Genomic DNA, 16,913 nt, shown 5'->3' on the forward strand with positions numbered 1-16,913 from the left:
GGCTCCTTTACTGTTCATCGATGAAGCCAACGCGATAATTCGCGAACACCACGCCATCGCCCATCTGGGTCGAATCGAGATCAACATCGGCGCTTATGCTGAAGTCGCGATCGTCCGACTCGTCGCGGAAAATTTGGCGCACATGCCACACATGGGCTGTTTCTTCATCGGATTCGTCGATAACCAGGTATTTCTTCGAACGGGCATCGGCATCGAGCACGATTTCTTCGTGCTGGGCGAAGTATTCATCAAGGGCCGCCTGCCAAGCGCGCTCGCCAAAGCCCCAGTCGACATCCATCTCGCCCAAGTCGGCCACGCGGCCAAGCGAAGCCAAACGCACGCGCGAGATGAGTGCGTTGCGCACGAGCACGGTAAGGCCGCGCCTGTCGCGCACCACGGCATCGGTTTGCGCCTCGGGCGGTGCCGCGTCAAGCGACGCGCCCGCATTGGCCCATTCGTCCACCAAACTCGAATCGACCGAGCTCACCACGAGTCCAAGCCAGGCGATGATGTCTTTCATCTGCTCGTCGCGCTTATCGATGGGCACCGTACGATCGAGTGCGCGAAAAGCCTCGGCCAAATAGCGAAGCAGAATGCCCTCGAAACGCGCGATTCCCAAGCGCTGGATATAGCCCTTGAAGTCGCTCGCCGTTTCGAGCATGTCTCGCAGAACCGATTTGGGGCTCAACTCGAAGTCGCGAGCCCACGGAACCTTCTCGCAATACTGCGCGAAGGCGGAATTGAGCAAATCCTCGAGCGGCTTGGGATAGGTGACTTCGGCGATGCGCTCCACGCGCTCATCGTAATCGACGCCGTCCATCTTCATTTCGGCCATAGCCTTATCGCGCGCCTTGCGTTCCTGCGCGCGCAGCACCTGGCGCGGGTTTTCGAGCGTCGCTTCAACCATGGAAACCGCATCGAGCGCATAGGTTTCGCTTTCAGGATCAAGCAACTCGAGCGCGGCGAGCAAGAACGGCGAAAGAGGCTGGTCGAGCGCGAAATCGTCGGGCAGGTCCATCGTGAGCACGTATTCGGTGCCGCCATCTTCGGCCTCGCGACGCTCTACCACGTCGGCATCGATGAGCGTGGCGAACACTTCATCGGCGCGCTGCGAGAGCTTGATTTTTTCCTCAGGCGTCTGCATGGAGTCGTCGATGAGCGCTTCGACGCGAGCACGTGCGTCGCCGCCCTGCTCCACCACGGAAAGCACCATGGAATGGGTGATGCGCAAACGCGGCGTGAGCTTTTCGGGCTGCGATTCAATGAGGTGGTCGAAGGTCTGCTCGCTCCAATTCACGAAGCCTTCGGGCGCTTTCTTCTTCTTGATACGACGCAGCTTCTTCTCGTCGCCGCCAGCCTTCACCATGGCTTTGTAGTTCTCAATTTCATGCTCGGGTGCCTCGGCAAGCACGCGGCCTTCGCTATCGAAGCCCGAACGGCCCGCGCGACCGGCGATTTGATGGAACTCACGCGAACGAAGGCGGCGCATTTTATAGCCGTCGAATTTCGTGAGCTGCGTGAAAACCACAGTATGGATGGGCACGTTGATGCCCACGCCCAACGTGTCGGTGCCACAAATCACCGGCAGAAGGCCCTGCTGGGCGAGCTTTTCAACAAGCAGGCGATAGCGCGGCAGCATGCCCGCATGATGCACGCCCACGCCGAAACCAAGCAGGCGCTTGAGCGTTTTGCCGAACGCGGTGGTAAACGCCGTGCCCTTCATGGCTTCCTTGACCGCCTCGCGCTGCGCCTTGGTGGCAACGCCGTAGCTCGCAAGCGCGCTCGCCGTGGAAAGCGCGGCGTCTTGGGAGAAATGCACCAAATACATGGGGCCCTCGCCAGCACGCAAAGCGAGCTCGACCGTGGCCTCGATTGGCGTTTTCACGTATTCATAGGAAAGCGGCACGGGGCGCGGAGCATTCATCACGCGGCTCACCGTGTTGCCCGTTTGGCGCTGCAGCGTCGCAGCAATTTCGTCAACATCGCCAAGCGTGGCGCTCATCAGCAGAAACTGCGTTTTCGGAAGCGTGAGCAGCGGCACCTGCCACGCCCAGCCACGGTCGAAATCGCTGAAATAGTGGAACTCGTCGGCCGCCACTGAATGCACTTGGGCGGCGGCCCCCTCGCGAAGCGCGAGGTTCGCGAGAATCTCGGCTGTGCAGCAAATCACGGGCGCGTCGACGTTGATATGCACGTCGCCGGTGATCATACCCACATTATCGCGGCCAAGCAATTCGACCAAGTTGAAGAATTTCTCGCTCACGAGCGCCTTGATAGGCGCTGTGTAATAGGAACGCTCGCCAAAGCACATGGCCATGAAATGCATGCCAAGCGCCACGAGCGATTTGCCGCTGCCCGTCGGCGTGCCCAGAATCACGTGATCGCCCACCATGATGTCCATGAGGGCTTCCTCTTGGTGCGGCCACAGCTCAATGCCGCGCGACTCGCACCATTCCATGAACGCCATGAACGACTCTTCGGTAGAGGCATCTTCGTCATAGAGCCTATTGGCGATGCGGCCAAGCTCGCCATGGGCGGCAGCTGCGATTTCGTCGGCCTCAACGACTTCGGTAAGGTCTTCAGGATGGACGTCTGACATGGCAGGCCTTTCATGCCAATCAAGTTGGCAAAAGAAAAATGCGGTGATAAAATGGGTCCAACGGCGAGCCTGCGGGTAGGATCCAGGCAATGCCGTCGTTGTTTGAAGAAGGTCACCCCCTATCGGCGGTGGCCTTTCTTTTTACGCTTTGGGCGCTGCTCACGTGCCGCGGATAGCCCGATTATCGCCGTCGCCAGAGCAACAAGCGCAGTCGCGAGGTTCGCTACCTCTGTGAATAAATCGGTCATAGGGCATCACCTCCCTTCTTGAGGAAGGCACTGCCCGGCACACAAACCGCCGTTGGGGTATCGGCTATTTTAACGCAGAAAGGGCCGCTCTCGCGACCCTTCCCAAAGCGCCTACACGCCAGACACTTTCGCTATTCCGCATTTTTCAACGCGAGCGCAAGCGGCACTTTCTTAATATGGCGCACATGCAGAAGCGCCACCACAAGATAGGTTGCGAACCCCGTGGCGATGACCTCAAGAATGCATGCCAGCGGCACGTAAATCTCGATGTTGCCGCTGTACGAGAGCAGCATTGCCTTGAATATTGCCGTGAGCGATGCGATGATGAGCGGCTGGCACACGATGAGCGATGCCGCCACACACCAGGTAATCGAGCGCACGTAGAGCTTGCTCACCTCCCTGTCGCGATAGCCGAACACCTTCATATAGCTGATGGAGCGCGCGTTGTGATCGATGACCGACTTCGTGAGCAAATACATGAATACGAGGAAGATGAACACCGACATGCCCACGAGCATTCCAATCATATCGTCCATCATGCCCGTGAACTGCTCGCCAATGGCATCCATGTCGGAAGGCGTAAGGTCGCTCGCCACATAGCGGGAATCGAGCGTGAGCGGCTCGTCGGAAACGTACCCGTTGAAATAGGCCGCATCGTTGCCGAACATCGCGTTGAAATCGTCCAGGCTCATGTAGATATTCATGGTCGACTTCGTGCCCCACGTGCCCTCGTCGCCCGTGAACGTGAGCGTATGCGTCTTGTCTTCGTACTTGTCGTACAGTTCGATCGCATCGCCCTGCTTGAAGCCGAACTTGTCAACCAAGCCGCCGCCGAAGACCGCCTTGCCGCTTCCAAGGTCCATATCGGTCCAATACCGCGAACCCTCCTGCACGCCATACACAGCTATCGTTTCTTCGCCATTGCCTTCGCCGCGATCGTATTGCAGCGTATACACGGCGAATTTCTCGGCCTGGGCGATTGTGTCAGCGCCGTTGTCGACCGTATTCACCGGATGCACGTTTTCGTCGTCAAGATTGAGGTCGGACACCTTGTCGATCATATCGACCACGTCGTCGCGCGTCGCACCCAAATCGGCGGCAACGCCATCGAGCTCGCTATTGAACGCATCTTGCGACTTCGCGAAAGCGTTCTGGGCATCTTGCGCCTTTTGCATGGCTTCAAGCGTCGGCTCGACCTGCAGCGTTTCCGCCGCCACCTTCAAGGCATCAGCCTTTTCTTGAGCATCATCGGCAGCGTTTTCAAGAGCCGAAAGCCGGGCGCCCTCCACACCCTGCAGCGTATCGGCGGCTTTCCACGCTTCGCGCTCGTCACTGGTGCCCTCAAGCTCCAACGGCGCCTTCAGCGAATACTGGTGCTGCGCAACAACGGTATTGTGCAAATTCTCGGCGTAGTGGCTCATCGTGGGAAGAATCGCGAGCGAGAACAGCAACAGCAGGCTCGCAAAGCCAATGCCCACGAACAGCGTGGCGAAGTTGCCCAAATTGCGCAGGAACACGCGCAAGCGGAATCGCGCAGTGAAGCTCAGCCGCTCGGGCAGCGCGAACCCACGCTTCACGCCGCCCTTGCTCGTTTCGTGGCGAAGGAATTGAAGGGGCGTGTGACCCATCTTGCGCAGCAAGCCGACGAGCGTAACCAGAACCAAAACCGCCACAGGCACAACGGTGGTCTGGAAGAAAACGCCCCAGCTCCAAGTCGCACAATACGGAGGCAGGCTGTATGACCCATAATACAAATTGCGCATAGGCTCGCTCATGAGCGTAAAGCCCACCACATTGCCCACCGCCGCGGCGGCAATGCCCACGATGCACGGCAGCGCGAGATAATGCGCCACCAGCTCGCGACGCCGATAGCCACTCGCCAAAAGCGTGCCGATAATCGCGCTTTCTTCTTCAATCGTGCCCGACGTGAGCACGACGAACACGAATGCCATAATCACGATGATGATATACAGCAGCGTCGTCCACATCGCCGAGTCTCCCGACACGTCGTCTTTGGCATACCCAATGCCTTGGTTTGAGTCGACGTCGGTCAAATCGGTCACGTTCGCATGGGCATCAGAAAGCGCGCTCACCATGTCTTTTTCGATATCGACACGGTCGGCCACGGAAAGGTCGCGGTCGGCGAAGCGATATGAATAGGTATAGCTCGGCAGAAAACCCGTATTCTCGAGTGCCCTGAATCCCTCGGACGACACTTCGGCCACGCCAAACGAAAGCGTATTCACCGTGAAATCGGAATTGCTCTGGAAAAGAGCCTGGTTGTCGGCCAGCGTCATAATGCCCACCACGCGGAACTCAACGCCGTTGAGCGCAACCGTGTCGCCCATGGATACATCGTTGTTCGTTGCAAACACACGATCAATGGCGATTTCGTCTGCCGCCTGGGGCTCGCCACCTTGCGCATACGCGGCCAAATCGACCTGCGTGCGATGCTCGAACGTGCGCACCGTGCAATTGCGGGCGTTATCGCCCTGCGTTTTCTCGAAGCTCGCATCGAAAGAATAGTTCTTGTACAGCTCAATGCCGCCAGAATCGGATGCAGTATCACGCACGGCATCGAGTTGCTCATCGGTTGCCTCGAACGCCGTAGTGAAGCGACCGTCTTCAATAACGTAGGTTTCGGGCATATCGTCAATGATGACCGAAATGGAATGGGCGGCGAGCAGAAATCCCGAAGTGAGCGCAATGCTCACGGCCATGAGCAAGAATATGCCGAGGTATTTTCCGATATTGTGGACAAGCTCGCGCGGAAGCCGTTTAATCAAGGGACTCATAACGGCCTACCAAACAAGCTCTGCGGCAGACACGGGGGCGGCGTTCATCTCGTTTTCAACGAGCACGCCATCGCGAAGGCGCAAAACGCGGTTTGCCATGCGGGAGATGGCGTCATTGTGGGTCACGATCACGATGGTGCAGCCATAATCGCGATTCACCTGCTCCATAAGGGCGAGAATCTCCTTCGACGTTTTGTAATCGAGCGCGCCTGTGGGCTCATCGCACAAAAGCAAGCCAGGGTTTTTCACAAGCGCGCGGCCGATGGCGCAACGCTGCTGCTGGCCGCCCGAAACCTGCCGGGGGAATTTCGCTCGGTGCTCGTAGAGGCCCAGTGACTTCAGAAGGTCGTCAATAGGGAGCGGGTTTTTTGAAAGATGCGCTGTGACTTCGATATTCTCCCGAATCGTGAGGTCAGGCACCAAATTATAGAATTGGAACACGAAGCCAAGCTCGCTTCGACGGTATTCGCCAAGCGCCTTCTTGCCGAGGGTCGTAATGGCGGTATCGCCTACTTCGATAGAGCCCCCATCGGCCGCCTCAAGGCCGCCGATAAGGTTCAAAAAAGTCGACTTGCCCGAGCCCGAAGGACCGAGCAGCACGCAAATCTCGCCACGCGCGATTTCCACGTCGATGCCGCGCAGCACTTCCATACGCGCCGCGCCCTCGCCGTAGCCTTTCACAAGGCCGCGCGTTACCAAATAGGGCGCACCCGCATTCACATGCGAGGCGCCCTCATCCAATACGCATCCCGCCGATGCGGCCACGTCCGTAACTTCATGAGGCATAAAAGCACCTTCCTAACAGTTTCCCTTAGGTGACTTTTATACCACTGAGCCATTTTGTTAGCAAATGGTTACTTATTGTTTACGAAACGCGCCCGTGTTCGACCGAATATGTCACGTCGGCAATGGCCGCAGCGCTTGGGCGGTGGCTTACGAGCAGCACCGTTTTGCCCGCACGATTGTCGGAAAGAGCACGCAGCACGGCAGCCTCGTTGAGCGCGTCGAGGTTGCTCGTAGGCTCATCGAGCAAAACGAACGGGGCATCGTGCAAGAACATGCGCGCAAGGCCCAATCGCTGGCGCTCGCCTCCCGAAAGGGCGTCGCCCAGCTCGCCCACCTGCGTGTCGAGCCCCTCAGGGAGCCTGTGCACGAAATTGGCGATCGATGCCTTTTCGCACGCCGCCATGATTTCTTCGTCACGCGCTCCAGGTTTCGCGAACGCCAAATTGTCGCGCACCGTTCCGGCAAACAAATGCGTCTCCTGCGTCATGAAACCCTCGACTTCACGCAGGCTCGCAGTGTTCACGCAGCGAATATCGCGCCCCGACACTTCAATTTCGCCACGATCGACATCCCAAAAGCGCATGAAAAGCTTAAGCAAGGTCGATTTGCCCGAACCCGAACGACCGGCAATTTGCACGACCTGGCCAGGCTCAACATGCAATTCGACATCGGAGAGCACCTTCGCATCTCCATACGAGAAATCGACATGGCTTGCAACGGCGCCCTCAAACCCGTCAAGCGCCACGCCGCCTTCGACTTCTTCGGTTTGAGGACACTCATCGAGCACATCGAGCACGCGTGCGCCCGAAGCGAGCGTTTGCTGCAACGTGGAGCCCAAATTCGCCACGGCGATAACCGGCCCGAACGACGACATGAGCGCCGCACACGCCACAACGGCGCATCCGAAATCGAGCATGCCGTAATTCACCAGGTGCATTGACGCGAGCAGCATGCCCATATCGAGCGCCAATACCGCAGCGCCCGTCGCCGTCATGGCGATCGCCGTGCGCCCCTTCAGGCGCGCCTCGACGCGAATAAGGCTATCCATGCGATTCGACAATTCCTGCGCGCGGTCGGCCGCGCGACCAAACTGCAGGGTTTCGCGCAAACCACGCAGGCTGTCGAGCACGAAGGCGTTCATCGAGCCAATGGCGTCACGCACTTCACGCCCGCCCGTACCGCTCGCTTTCGAGGAAACCCACGGCACCGCAATGCCACAACCGCATACGAGAATGCGACATAGAGCGCCAGCAGCGGCGAAAGCGTCGCGGTGAACGCGACCATGCCAAGCGAAACGATAAGCGCGATGGCCGCAGGCGAAAGCGTATGCGCATAGAAAACCTCGAGCAGTTCGACGTCGCTCGTTAAGAGCGAAACCAAATCGCCCTTGTCGCGGCCCTCGAGCTTTGCCGGAGCGAGCGTGCGCATTTTGCCGAAGACCTTATCGCGCACGAGCGCGAGAATCTTGAATGCGAGATAGTGGTTGCACAGCTGCTCGCCGTAGCGAAGCGGACCGCGCACCACGCCGCACACCGCCACCGCCACGCACGCCGCGCCCACAGGAATCGCAGCCCACACGCCTGCGGCATCGAGCAGGCCATACGCCGCAAACACCGTAAGGAAAATCGCCGCAACGAAACCGAACACGCCCAAAAGAATCGCGAGCGCCATAACGGGCAGAAGCGGACGGGTAAGGCCCACAAGCCTCGCCATGATGCTGAAGTTCGAGCGATGAGGTGGCCTTGAAGCCGCCTCATCGCCCGCATGATGGGAATCCTGCTGCGCGGGCTGAAGCTGCGAATCGGCCTCGCACGCATCGAATTCCTCGACGCCCTCCTGAGCGACGCCATGCGCGAAAACTTCAAGCTGGGACTGCTTTTCCCAGAGCTTCGCATATGCGCCGCCTTGCGCAAGAAGCTGCGCGTGCGTGCCATGTTGCACAAGCTTCCCCTGCTCAAGAACGTAAATTGCATCAGCATGCTCAAGGGCCGACAACCGGTGCGAAATCATGATGACCGTATGGGCGCCGGCCAGCTCGCGCGCGGCCGAAATAATGGCAGCCTCGCTTTCGGCATCGATATTGCTCGTGGCCTCATCGAAGATATAGATGGGGGCATCGTGCAACAGAGCACGCGCAAACGCCAACCGCTGACGCTGGCCGCCCGAAAGATTCGCGCCTTCAGCGGCGATTTCCATATCGAGCCCGCCCGACTCGCGCACAAAACCGGCGAGACGGCATTTCTCGAGGGCCTCCCAAAGTTCATTATCGGCCGCGTCGGGTTTGGCAAGCAGCAAGTTCGAACGCAGCGTGCCCTTGAACACGTAGCTCGAAAACGGCACTGTCGTAATAGTCTCGCGCAACGATTCGGCCGAAATGTCACGCAAATCGATGCCACCGATGCGAATATCGCCCGTATAACGAGCGTTCGTGCCAGACAAAATGCCGGCGAGTGTCGATTTGCCCGATCCGCTTTCACCCGTTACGCCAATAAAGCTGCCGCATGGCGCGTCGAAATCAACCCCCTCGAGCACCTGGCGCTGCCCATCGTAGGAATAGCCCACGCCGCGGCATGCGACGTTTGCACTGCGCGGGTCGACCGCACGCGCGCCGTCGACGGGCAAGGGCGCGTCGAGAATCGCGTACATTTTCTCGGCAGCGGCCATGCCGTTCATGGCCGTATGGAAAAACGAGCCCAGGGTACGCATAGGAATGAAGAACTCGCTTGATAAGAACGCGATGGAGAATGCAGCCGCGAACGTCGCAGCGCCAGCCGAGAATTGCCACAGCACAGTGATGATGCCAATCGCCGCTCCACCGAACGCAAACAGGTCCATAACGGTAATCGAATTCAGCTGCATTGAAAGCAGGCGCATCGTCGCTTTGCGGAAGTCTTCCGCAGCTTCGTTCATCTCCTTATGCTTTTGGGCATCGGCCGAATAGATTTTCAATGTAGTGAGGCCCTGAATAGCCTCGAGAAACATACTGCCCAAATCGGAGTAACTGCCCCAATAATTGCGCATGGTGCGGCGGGCGATTTTTTGCACGGCCACAATAGACGCTGGAATGAACGGCACGCACACGAGCAGCGCCACGGCGGCAGGAAGAGACAGCGGCGCGAGCGCCACGAACAGCGTAATGGGTGCGATCAGGGCGTAGAACAGCTGGGGCACATACTGGCCGAAATAGCTCTCGAGCTGCTCGGTGCCCTCGACACTCACTTGCACGGCAACGCTCGTTGCGACGGTTTCGTTATAGGCAGGGCCAAGAGCGACGAGCTTATCGTAAACCTGCTGGCGAATGGCGCATTTCGCCTTAGCGGCCGCGCGCTGCCCCATGCGCTGCGCCGCTGTTTGGCATGCCATGCGCACCGCAATAGCCAACGCGGCAGCAGCAAGCACGCCAATCGCCATGGCAGCGTCAGCCGCGCCCTCGAACGTGGCCTGCAAAAATAAGCCAATCACGATGAACAACGCGATGTTGCACACGAGCGCTATCCACTGGAACAGCACGTTGGCGAGTATGTATTTTGCGGCGCCCGGCACCATAGCAAGCAAGCGTTTATCGAACATTTCTCCCCCGTTTTCGCCTTTGCGAACGTCATAAGTTGTACGGGGTTAATAGTAACCCATGCGACACTTTTATGGGATCTTTCGAGAATACCTCCACGGGTTTCCATGCTTGTTGCAGGTCGTCGGAACAAAAAGCGCGGTGCTCAGGCGCCGCATTAAGAAACAGCAGCGAAATTAATCCACATGCACGAGCGCGAAGACTTCGGCATCGGTCGCCTTGGCAATAGCCTCGCAGGGGTTCAGGAAATCGAGCTCCATGAGGAATCCCATGCCCGCAAGCTTTGCACCGAACTGCTCGATAAGATGGGCCTGCGCCACCGCCGTGCCACCCGTGGCAACCAAGTCGTCAACAATAAGCACCACATCGTTTTCGTCGAGCGCGTCGGTATGAATCTCGAGGCTGTCGGTTCCGTATTCAAGCTCATAGCTTTCGCTGCGCACTTCACGCGGCAACTTGCCGGGCTTGCGAGCAGGCACGAAGCCAGCACCCAGGCTATACGCGACGGGGGCCCCAATCATGAAGCCGCGGGCCTCGGCGCCCACAACCTTGGTAATGCCCGCATTTTTGAAATGGTCGGCGATAGCGTCAATGGTTGCCTTGAAACCTTCTGGCTCCTTCAAAAGCGTCGTGATGTCTTTAAAAATGACGCCCGGCTCGGGATAATCGGGAATGTCGGTGATGTGGCCTTCAAAATCGTAAGCAGCCATGAATGCCCTTTCTCGCACGGAATATGCAACTGAGCCATTGTAGCGCTCGGTACCGTCGATTGCTTTGCCAACAACACCCATAAAGAACGCGTCATACACAGGTTGGTCGCAAACGGCAAACTATGCATCAAGGCGAAACGCACTAACCATGCTGAAAATACTCAGGCACATCGTCGCGCTTCATGGAATGCGTGGCGTAAACTTCTTCGTCCTGCCACAACGCCACTGCCTGCGACGGCTTCACGCCAGCCGCGCGAGCCGCTTCGCGCGTTGCGTTCATATCGATGACGCGCTGGTTGGACGAGCCGCGGAAGCGCAGCGTAATGTCGTGCAAGTCGTTTTCGAAAGGCCCGTCGACCAACACGTCGACGCAATCGAGCAAACGATTGGTGAACTCGGTGAAATGGGGGCCGCCGGGCTCAAGCTCGTCGAGCGTATCGCCCGTAAAGCACCAAATGGCCTTGTTCGGAACCTCGCGCTTTACGCGTTCGACGAATTCGACCAAACCTTCCTGGTTTTCTGGCTCCATGGGCTCGCCACCCAAAATCGTAAGGCCATCACAAAATGCCGCGCCCAGGCTTTCAATCACCTTGGCCTGCACCGCCTCATCAAACGGTTCGCCCGCATCGAAGCGCCATGCCTCGCCGTTAAAGCAATACGGGCAATGCCTGCGGCACCCCGACACGAACAGCGACGTGCGAACGCCTTCGCCATTCGCGATGTCGAAATATTTGATGGCAGAGTAGTTCATGGTAAGCCCCCTCGCGCCTGGTGGCGCGGTCATGCGTCTCCGCTTCGGTCAAGTCCTGACTCGCACGAACAGCACATTAAGTGCTGTTCGGCTCGTGCGGAATCTATCGGAGCCGCACGAACGCGCCACCAGGCGCACGAAAGTTTTGCCAACACCTTAGCAAATCGCTTTACAAGTAGCTCAGAAAACCGACAGACGGCCATACTCGAACCGTGACGAACATATGCTCAACTATTCACATATCTCCAGGTCAGACACATTTTCGTCACATTTGCAAGTTATTTGAGACTAACCAGCCGCCACTCGCATACAATAAAGGCGCTCTTTGCACTGCATTGCCCGTCGCGCAGCGACGAGGCGAGCTCAACAGCGCAAACTGATCAGGCCGTGGCGCATCGCCATGGAGCCGGGCCATATTTGGCAGCAGACGCACACGCGCCTGCGGGACAGTAGCTGACCCGCAGGCGCGTTTTCTTTTCTCCCAATTGAAAACGACCCCCCCCCGAAGAGCAACGACACGTTCGCAACCAGGAGGTTCATCATGACGCAAGCAACGCAATCTGATTCGTCGCGACAAACGAGCATTGACAAGACTGCCGTCACAAAACAGGTCGCCGCGGTTGGCGTAGGCGGAAACGTGGCACTTTCGGCAATCAAGCTCATCGCAGGCATCATGGGCAATTCCACGGCCATGATCAGCGACGCCATCCATTCGCTTTCCGACGTGTTCGCCACCGCAATCGCGTTCGTCGGCGTGCGCCTGGCCGAGCGCGACGCCGACGCGACCCATCCCTATGGGCATGAGCGCTTCGAATGCGTGGCGTCGCTCATGCTGGGCCTTATTTTGGCTGGCACGGGTCTCGCCATTGGGTATTCGAGCATCGAAACCATTGCCACCCGGTCATACACCTCGGCCAGCGCCCCGACGATTGTCGCGCTCGCGGCAGCCGTCTTGTCCATCGTGGTTAAGGAAGGCATGTTCTGGTATACGCGCCATTGGGCACGCGTGCTGAATTCGAGCGCCTTTATGGCCGACGCGTGGCACCATCGTTCCGACGCCATTTCGTCAATCGGCGCGCTTTTGGGCATTGGCGCGAGCATGTTGGGCTTTGCCGCGGGCGACGCCATTGCCAGCTTGGCAATTTGCGTCATCATTTTGAAGGTCGCCTACGACGTGATGAAAGATGCCCTAAACAATATGACCGACACGCCGTGCGACCACGAATTCGAGCGCAAAATCGGGAATTGCATCGAGAAGGTTCCGGGCGTGGTGCGCATCGATGCGCTGCGCACGCGCAAGTTCGGCAATCGCGTGTATGTCGATGCCGAGATCGCCGTCGATGGACAGCTCAAGCTTATAGAGGCCCATGAAATTGCTGAAGCCGCGCATGATGCCGTCGAGGCCAACTTCGAAGAAGTGAAGCACATCATGATTCACGAAAACCCAGCATAAATGCCACGTTTCGCAGCGAGGGCCGACCGATTCACATGAGATTGGCCGACCCTCGCTGCGACTCCTTATTTCCCGCAATACGCAAGAAGGGCCAGCCCCGAGGCTGGCCCTTCGTCTATTCAAGCGGCGAGGCGCTACAGATGAAGCACGCGATCGCGGATTTCTTCGGTGCGACCCTGGTTCCAGAACTGGGTTCCAATATAGCCGCAGGTGCGACGTGCAACGTTGAGCTTTTCCTGGTCGCGGTTGCCGCAATGCGGGCATTCCCACACGAGCTTGCCATCGTCTTCAACAATCTTGATTTCGCCATCAAAGCCGCACACCTGGCAGTAATCGCTCTTGGTATTCAGCTCGGCATACATGATGTTGTCGTAGATGTACTGCATCACGCGAATGACGGCCTTCAGGTTGTCTTGCATGTTGGGCACCTCGACGTAGCTGATAGCTCCGCCAGGGCTCAAGCGCTGGAACTGGCTCTCGAACTTCAGCTTGTCGAACGCATCGATTTCCTCGGACACATGCACGTGGTAGCTGTTCGTGATGTAGCCCTTGTCGGTAATGCCCTCGATAATGCCGAAACGGCGCTGCAAGCATTTCGCGAACTTGTACGTCGTGGATTCGAGCGGCGTGCCGTACAGCGAGAAGTCGATGTTGCTCGCCTCTTTCCACTCGGTGCACTTGTCGTTCATGTGCTGCATGACCTCGAGCGCGAAGGGTGTGCCTTCCGCCTCGGTGTGGCTGTGGCCGGTCATGTACTTCACGCACTCATACAGGCCCGCGTATCCCAGCGAAATGGTGGAATAGCCGCCGTAGAGTAGCTTGTCGATGGGCTCGCCCTTGGACAGACGCGCCAATGCGCCGTACTGCCACAGAATAGGCGCCGCATCGGAAAGGGTGCCCTTCAGGCGATTGTGGCGGCACATAAGGGCTTCGTGGCACAGCTCCAGGCGCTCGTCGAAGATTTCCCAGAACTTCTTCTCGTCGCCCTGCGAGGAGCACGCAACATCGACCAAGTTGATGGTGACGACGCCCTGGTTGAAGCGGCCGTAGTACTTCGGCTTGCCCGGCTCGTAGTTGCCCGCGTTGGCCACATTGTCGTAGCCGTTACCCGAGCGGTCGGGCGTAAGGAAGCTGCGGCAGCCCATGCAGGTATAGCAATCGCCGTTGCCCTCGGTCTCGCCCTTGGAAAGCTTCAGCTCGCGCATCTTCTTCTCGGAAATGTAGTCAGGCACCATGCGCTTGGCCGTGCACTTCGCGGCCAGCTGCGTAAGATAGAAATACGGAGCGTCCTCGGTGATGTTGTCTTCCTCGAGCACATAGATGAGCTTCGGGAACGCCGGGGTAATCCAGACGCCCGCCTCGTTCTTCACACCCTCGTAGCGCTGACGAAGCACTTCTTCGATAATCATGGCCAAGTCGCGCTTCTCTTCGGGAGTGCGCGCCTCATTGAGGTACATGAACACCGTGACGAACGGAGCCTGGCCGTTGGTAGTCATGAGCGTAACGACCTGGTACTGAATCGTTTGCACACCGCGGCGAATCTCGTCGCGCAGGCGAGCTTCGACCACTTCGTTGATTTTCTCGGACGAGGTCTCAAGGCCCAGCGTGTTGACTTCATCGAGCACCTGGCGGCGAATCTTCTGGCGGCTCACCTCGACGAACGGCGCAAGATGCGTAAGCGAGATGGACTGGCCGCCATACTGGCAGCTCGCGACCTGGGCAATAATCTGGGTGGCGATGTTGCATGCCGTAGAGAAGCTATGCGGGCGCTCGATAAGCGTGCCGGAGATGACGGTGCCGTTCTGCAGCATGTCTTCCAGGTTCACGAGGTCGCAATTGTGCATGTGCTGCGCGAAGTAGTCGGAATCGTGGAAGTGGATAATGCCTTCGTTGTGGGCAGCCACGACTTCGGCAGGCAGCAACAGGCGCATAGTGATGTCTTTGGAAACCTCGCCGGCCATGTAGTCGCGCTGCACAGAATTCACCGTGGGGTTCTTGTTCGAGTTTTCCTGCTTCACTTCTTCGTTGTTGCACTCGATGAGCGACAGGATTTTGTCGTCAGTCGTGTTCGATGTGCGCTTGAGCGTTTGGATATAACGATAGATGATGTATTTGCGCGCTACCTCGAAACGGCCAAGCGCCATGATTTGGTTCTCGACCATGTCTTGGATTTCCTCGACCGACACGGTATGGCCGGCACGGCCGCACAGCCATTCAACGCTGTGGGCAGCAAGGGCGATCTGGTCTTCCGTGAGGCGCTCGTGAGGGGCGGCATCGTTGTTGGCCGCAGTGATCGCGTTCACGATTTTCTGAATGTCGAACGTTACTTCCGAACCGCTGCGCTTGATGATTTTCATCGCATTCCCCAATCAATTCGCCGTCATGTGCCACTTTGCCAAACCGCGCGTTCAGATGCCCCATACGCGCGCATTATCGGGACCTTCGTCCCGCCCTAAAGACAACATCGCCTGGGTTTTCCCTTGCGAAAACCCAGGTTTCGATGCCTCTATAATAGCTCAAACAGACCACAATATCTTGTGATTGTTATTTGAACTCTGCACAGTATCGTGTTTATGCAGGTCGGCTCGAATGAAACCGCTCACAAATGAAAAAACATGCTCGAATTCGGCGATTGGCCTTGAAATTGAGAGCGCAACGTGCGTGGGAGACGCGAGCAAAAGCGGGGCAAAGCAAAGCCGCAGGTGGGGTCACATACGGCCAAAAAGAGCGGGCACGGCACGCGAAGGCGAGGCACCCACGCTCGAAGCAACGCGAAAGCGGAAGGTCGAGCAATAGCCAGTTTCACGCCTTTGTCGCAGAGGCCGATCGACGCATCTCTTCCCCATATGCACAAGATATTGGGGCCGCGCCAAAACGGGCCCAGGCGCCTTGGTGCCGGTTTCGATCGGCGAATCCGCGATGTTAACTTCTTGTTGCCAACCAATATCCACCGAATCGCCTTCGTGCGGTATAGTTCACCTATGAAATAATCAGTTGCACTCACGAACTAATGCATCGAAAGAAGGATCCATGCTTCGCCCGAAATTCGATTCGACGTTCTTTGTGGCGTTCAAACTCACCCACGAGGCGCTCGACGCCGCGCTGAAAAAGGCGAGCGAGCTCAATATCACGCAGTATCGCGTGCTCGTGAAACTGCTCACGGCGGGAACTGCCGGCCTGCCGCAGAAAGACGTGAGCGCGCTTCTCGATTTGAAGCCCAATGTCGTTACCCAAGCCATCAACACGCTTGAAGAACGCGGGCTCGCCCTGCGCGCAAACGGCGCGACCGACAAACGCTTTCGCCGCGCCCGTGCCACCTCCGCCGGCGGCGAGCATGTGGCACACGTGAATGCGGCAATTGTCGAGGAGCTCTACGACCTGTTCCCGACCGATAATGCCGCCTGGCGTAAGATTTTGGAGGCGTCCATCGCCGCCGGCGCTGACATCGACCCGCCGCTCTCTCCCGATTTCGCTGAAAAATACCCGGCGTCGCGCACGCTCGTTTCCATTGAGCTGGTGCGCTTAGCTATCGAGCGCGGCCTGAAAGAGACCTGCGGGGCGCCGCTTTCCGACTGCCTGGTGATGATGCGTCTTGGCGAGGCGACGCGACCCCTGCGCGTCAACGATATCGGCGAATCGCTCGAAATGCCCACGGCAAACGTGACCCGCGCAGTCGACCGGCTCGCGCAACGCGGCTGGGTGAAGCGCATGGGAAGCGAGCGCGATCGCAAGGCCGTCTTTGTCGTGCCCACCGAAGATGGGGAATTCCAGGAACGCATTATCAGTGAAAAATCAAACGAGCTCGCAGAGGAGCTTCTTTGGAGCAAACTCACGCCAGCCGACCAGGAAGCCATCGGCGATGTGGGATCGGTGGTTATCGACGGCTTGCGCCGCCGCCGCGCCGAAGAGCGCAACGTGGGTTTTGCCGACCTGCGACCGATCGACTAGGGACTAAGCGAAAAGAGACGTAGCCGAAAAGCTGAGTTATGCAGAGCCCCTATTG

The 16,913-nt window shown here is 58.1% G+C and carries 10 protein-coding genes and 1 riboswitch; of the genes, 2 read left to right on the top strand and 8 right to left on the bottom strand.

The annotated features are described in order from the left end of the window. Positions 1–7: 7 nt before the first annotated feature. The 7 genes from DMP05_RS01975 to nrdG form a co-directional block, all read right to left on the bottom strand. Positions 8–2,599: a DEAD/DEAH box helicase gene (locus DMP05_RS01975; RefSeq protein WP_123218929.1), complete on the bottom strand. Its 2,592-nt coding sequence runs from the start codon at positions 2,597–2,599 to the stop codon at positions 8–10. 379 nt (positions 2,600–2,978) lie between these two features. Continuing rightward, positions 2,979–5,642, bottom strand: coding sequence for an FtsX-like permease family protein (locus DMP05_RS01980; protein WP_123218930.1), 2,664 nt, complete (start codon positions 5,640–5,642; stop codon positions 2,979–2,981). A 6-nt stretch (positions 5,643–5,648) separates the two neighbouring features. After that, positions 5,649–6,428 (bottom strand): ABC transporter ATP-binding protein, encoded by a 780-nt coding sequence (locus tag DMP05_RS01985; protein WP_123218931.1) that lies wholly within the window; start codon positions 6,426–6,428, stop codon positions 5,649–5,651. 79 nt (positions 6,429–6,507) lie between these two features. Further along, on the bottom strand, positions 6,508–7,590 hold the full coding sequence (locus DMP05_RS10070; RefSeq protein WP_244595005.1) for an ABC transporter ATP-binding protein: 1,083 nt from the start codon (positions 7,588–7,590) through the stop codon (positions 6,508–6,510). Continuing rightward, on the bottom strand, positions 7,566–9,998 hold the full coding sequence (locus DMP05_RS01990; RefSeq protein ID WP_244595006.1) for an ABC transporter transmembrane domain-containing protein: 2,433 nt from the start codon (positions 9,996–9,998) through the stop codon (positions 7,566–7,568). The genes DMP05_RS10070 and DMP05_RS01990 overlap by 25 nt, the downstream gene beginning before the upstream one ends. A gap of 174 nt (positions 9,999–10,172) precedes the next feature. Beyond that, complete coding sequence (locus DMP05_RS01995) at positions 10,173–10,706, bottom strand: adenine phosphoribosyltransferase (protein WP_123218932.1); 534 nt, start codon at positions 10,704–10,706, stop codon at positions 10,173–10,175. 142 nt (positions 10,707–10,848) lie between these two features. Next, positions 10,849–11,457, bottom strand: a complete 609-nt coding sequence (gene nrdG, locus DMP05_RS02000) for an anaerobic ribonucleoside-triphosphate reductase activating protein (protein ID WP_114616206.1) — start codon at positions 11,455–11,457, stop codon at positions 10,849–10,851. Between the two features lie 366 nt (positions 11,458–11,823). Beyond that, a riboswitch (NiCo riboswitch) is annotated at positions 11,824–11,909 on the top strand. An 89-nt stretch (positions 11,910–11,998) separates the two neighbouring features. Here nrdG and DMP05_RS02005 point away from each other — a divergent pair. Beyond that, the gene (locus tag DMP05_RS02005) at positions 11,999–12,910 is read left to right on the top strand and encodes a cation diffusion facilitator family transporter (protein WP_123218933.1); all 912 of its coding nucleotides are present in this window, start codon (positions 11,999–12,001) and stop codon (positions 12,908–12,910) included. 134 nt (positions 12,911–13,044) lie between these two features. Here DMP05_RS02005 and nrdD read toward each other — a convergent pair whose 3' ends face one another. Continuing rightward, a complete protein-coding gene (gene nrdD, locus DMP05_RS02010; RefSeq protein WP_123218934.1) occupies positions 13,045–15,267 on the bottom strand; it encodes an anaerobic ribonucleoside-triphosphate reductase in 2,223 nt (740 codons plus the stop codon). 673 nt (positions 15,268–15,940) lie between these two features. Here nrdD and DMP05_RS02020 point away from each other — a divergent pair. Then, positions 15,941–16,858, top strand: coding sequence for a MarR family transcriptional regulator (locus tag DMP05_RS02020; RefSeq protein ID WP_123218936.1), 918 nt, complete (start codon positions 15,941–15,943; stop codon positions 16,856–16,858). Positions 16,859–16,913 lie beyond the last annotated feature (55 nt).

It is taken from the genome of Slackia isoflavoniconvertens (assembly GCF_003725955.1).
Taxonomy (GTDB): Bacteria; Actinomycetota; Coriobacteriia; order Coriobacteriales; family Eggerthellaceae; genus Slackia; species Slackia isoflavoniconvertens.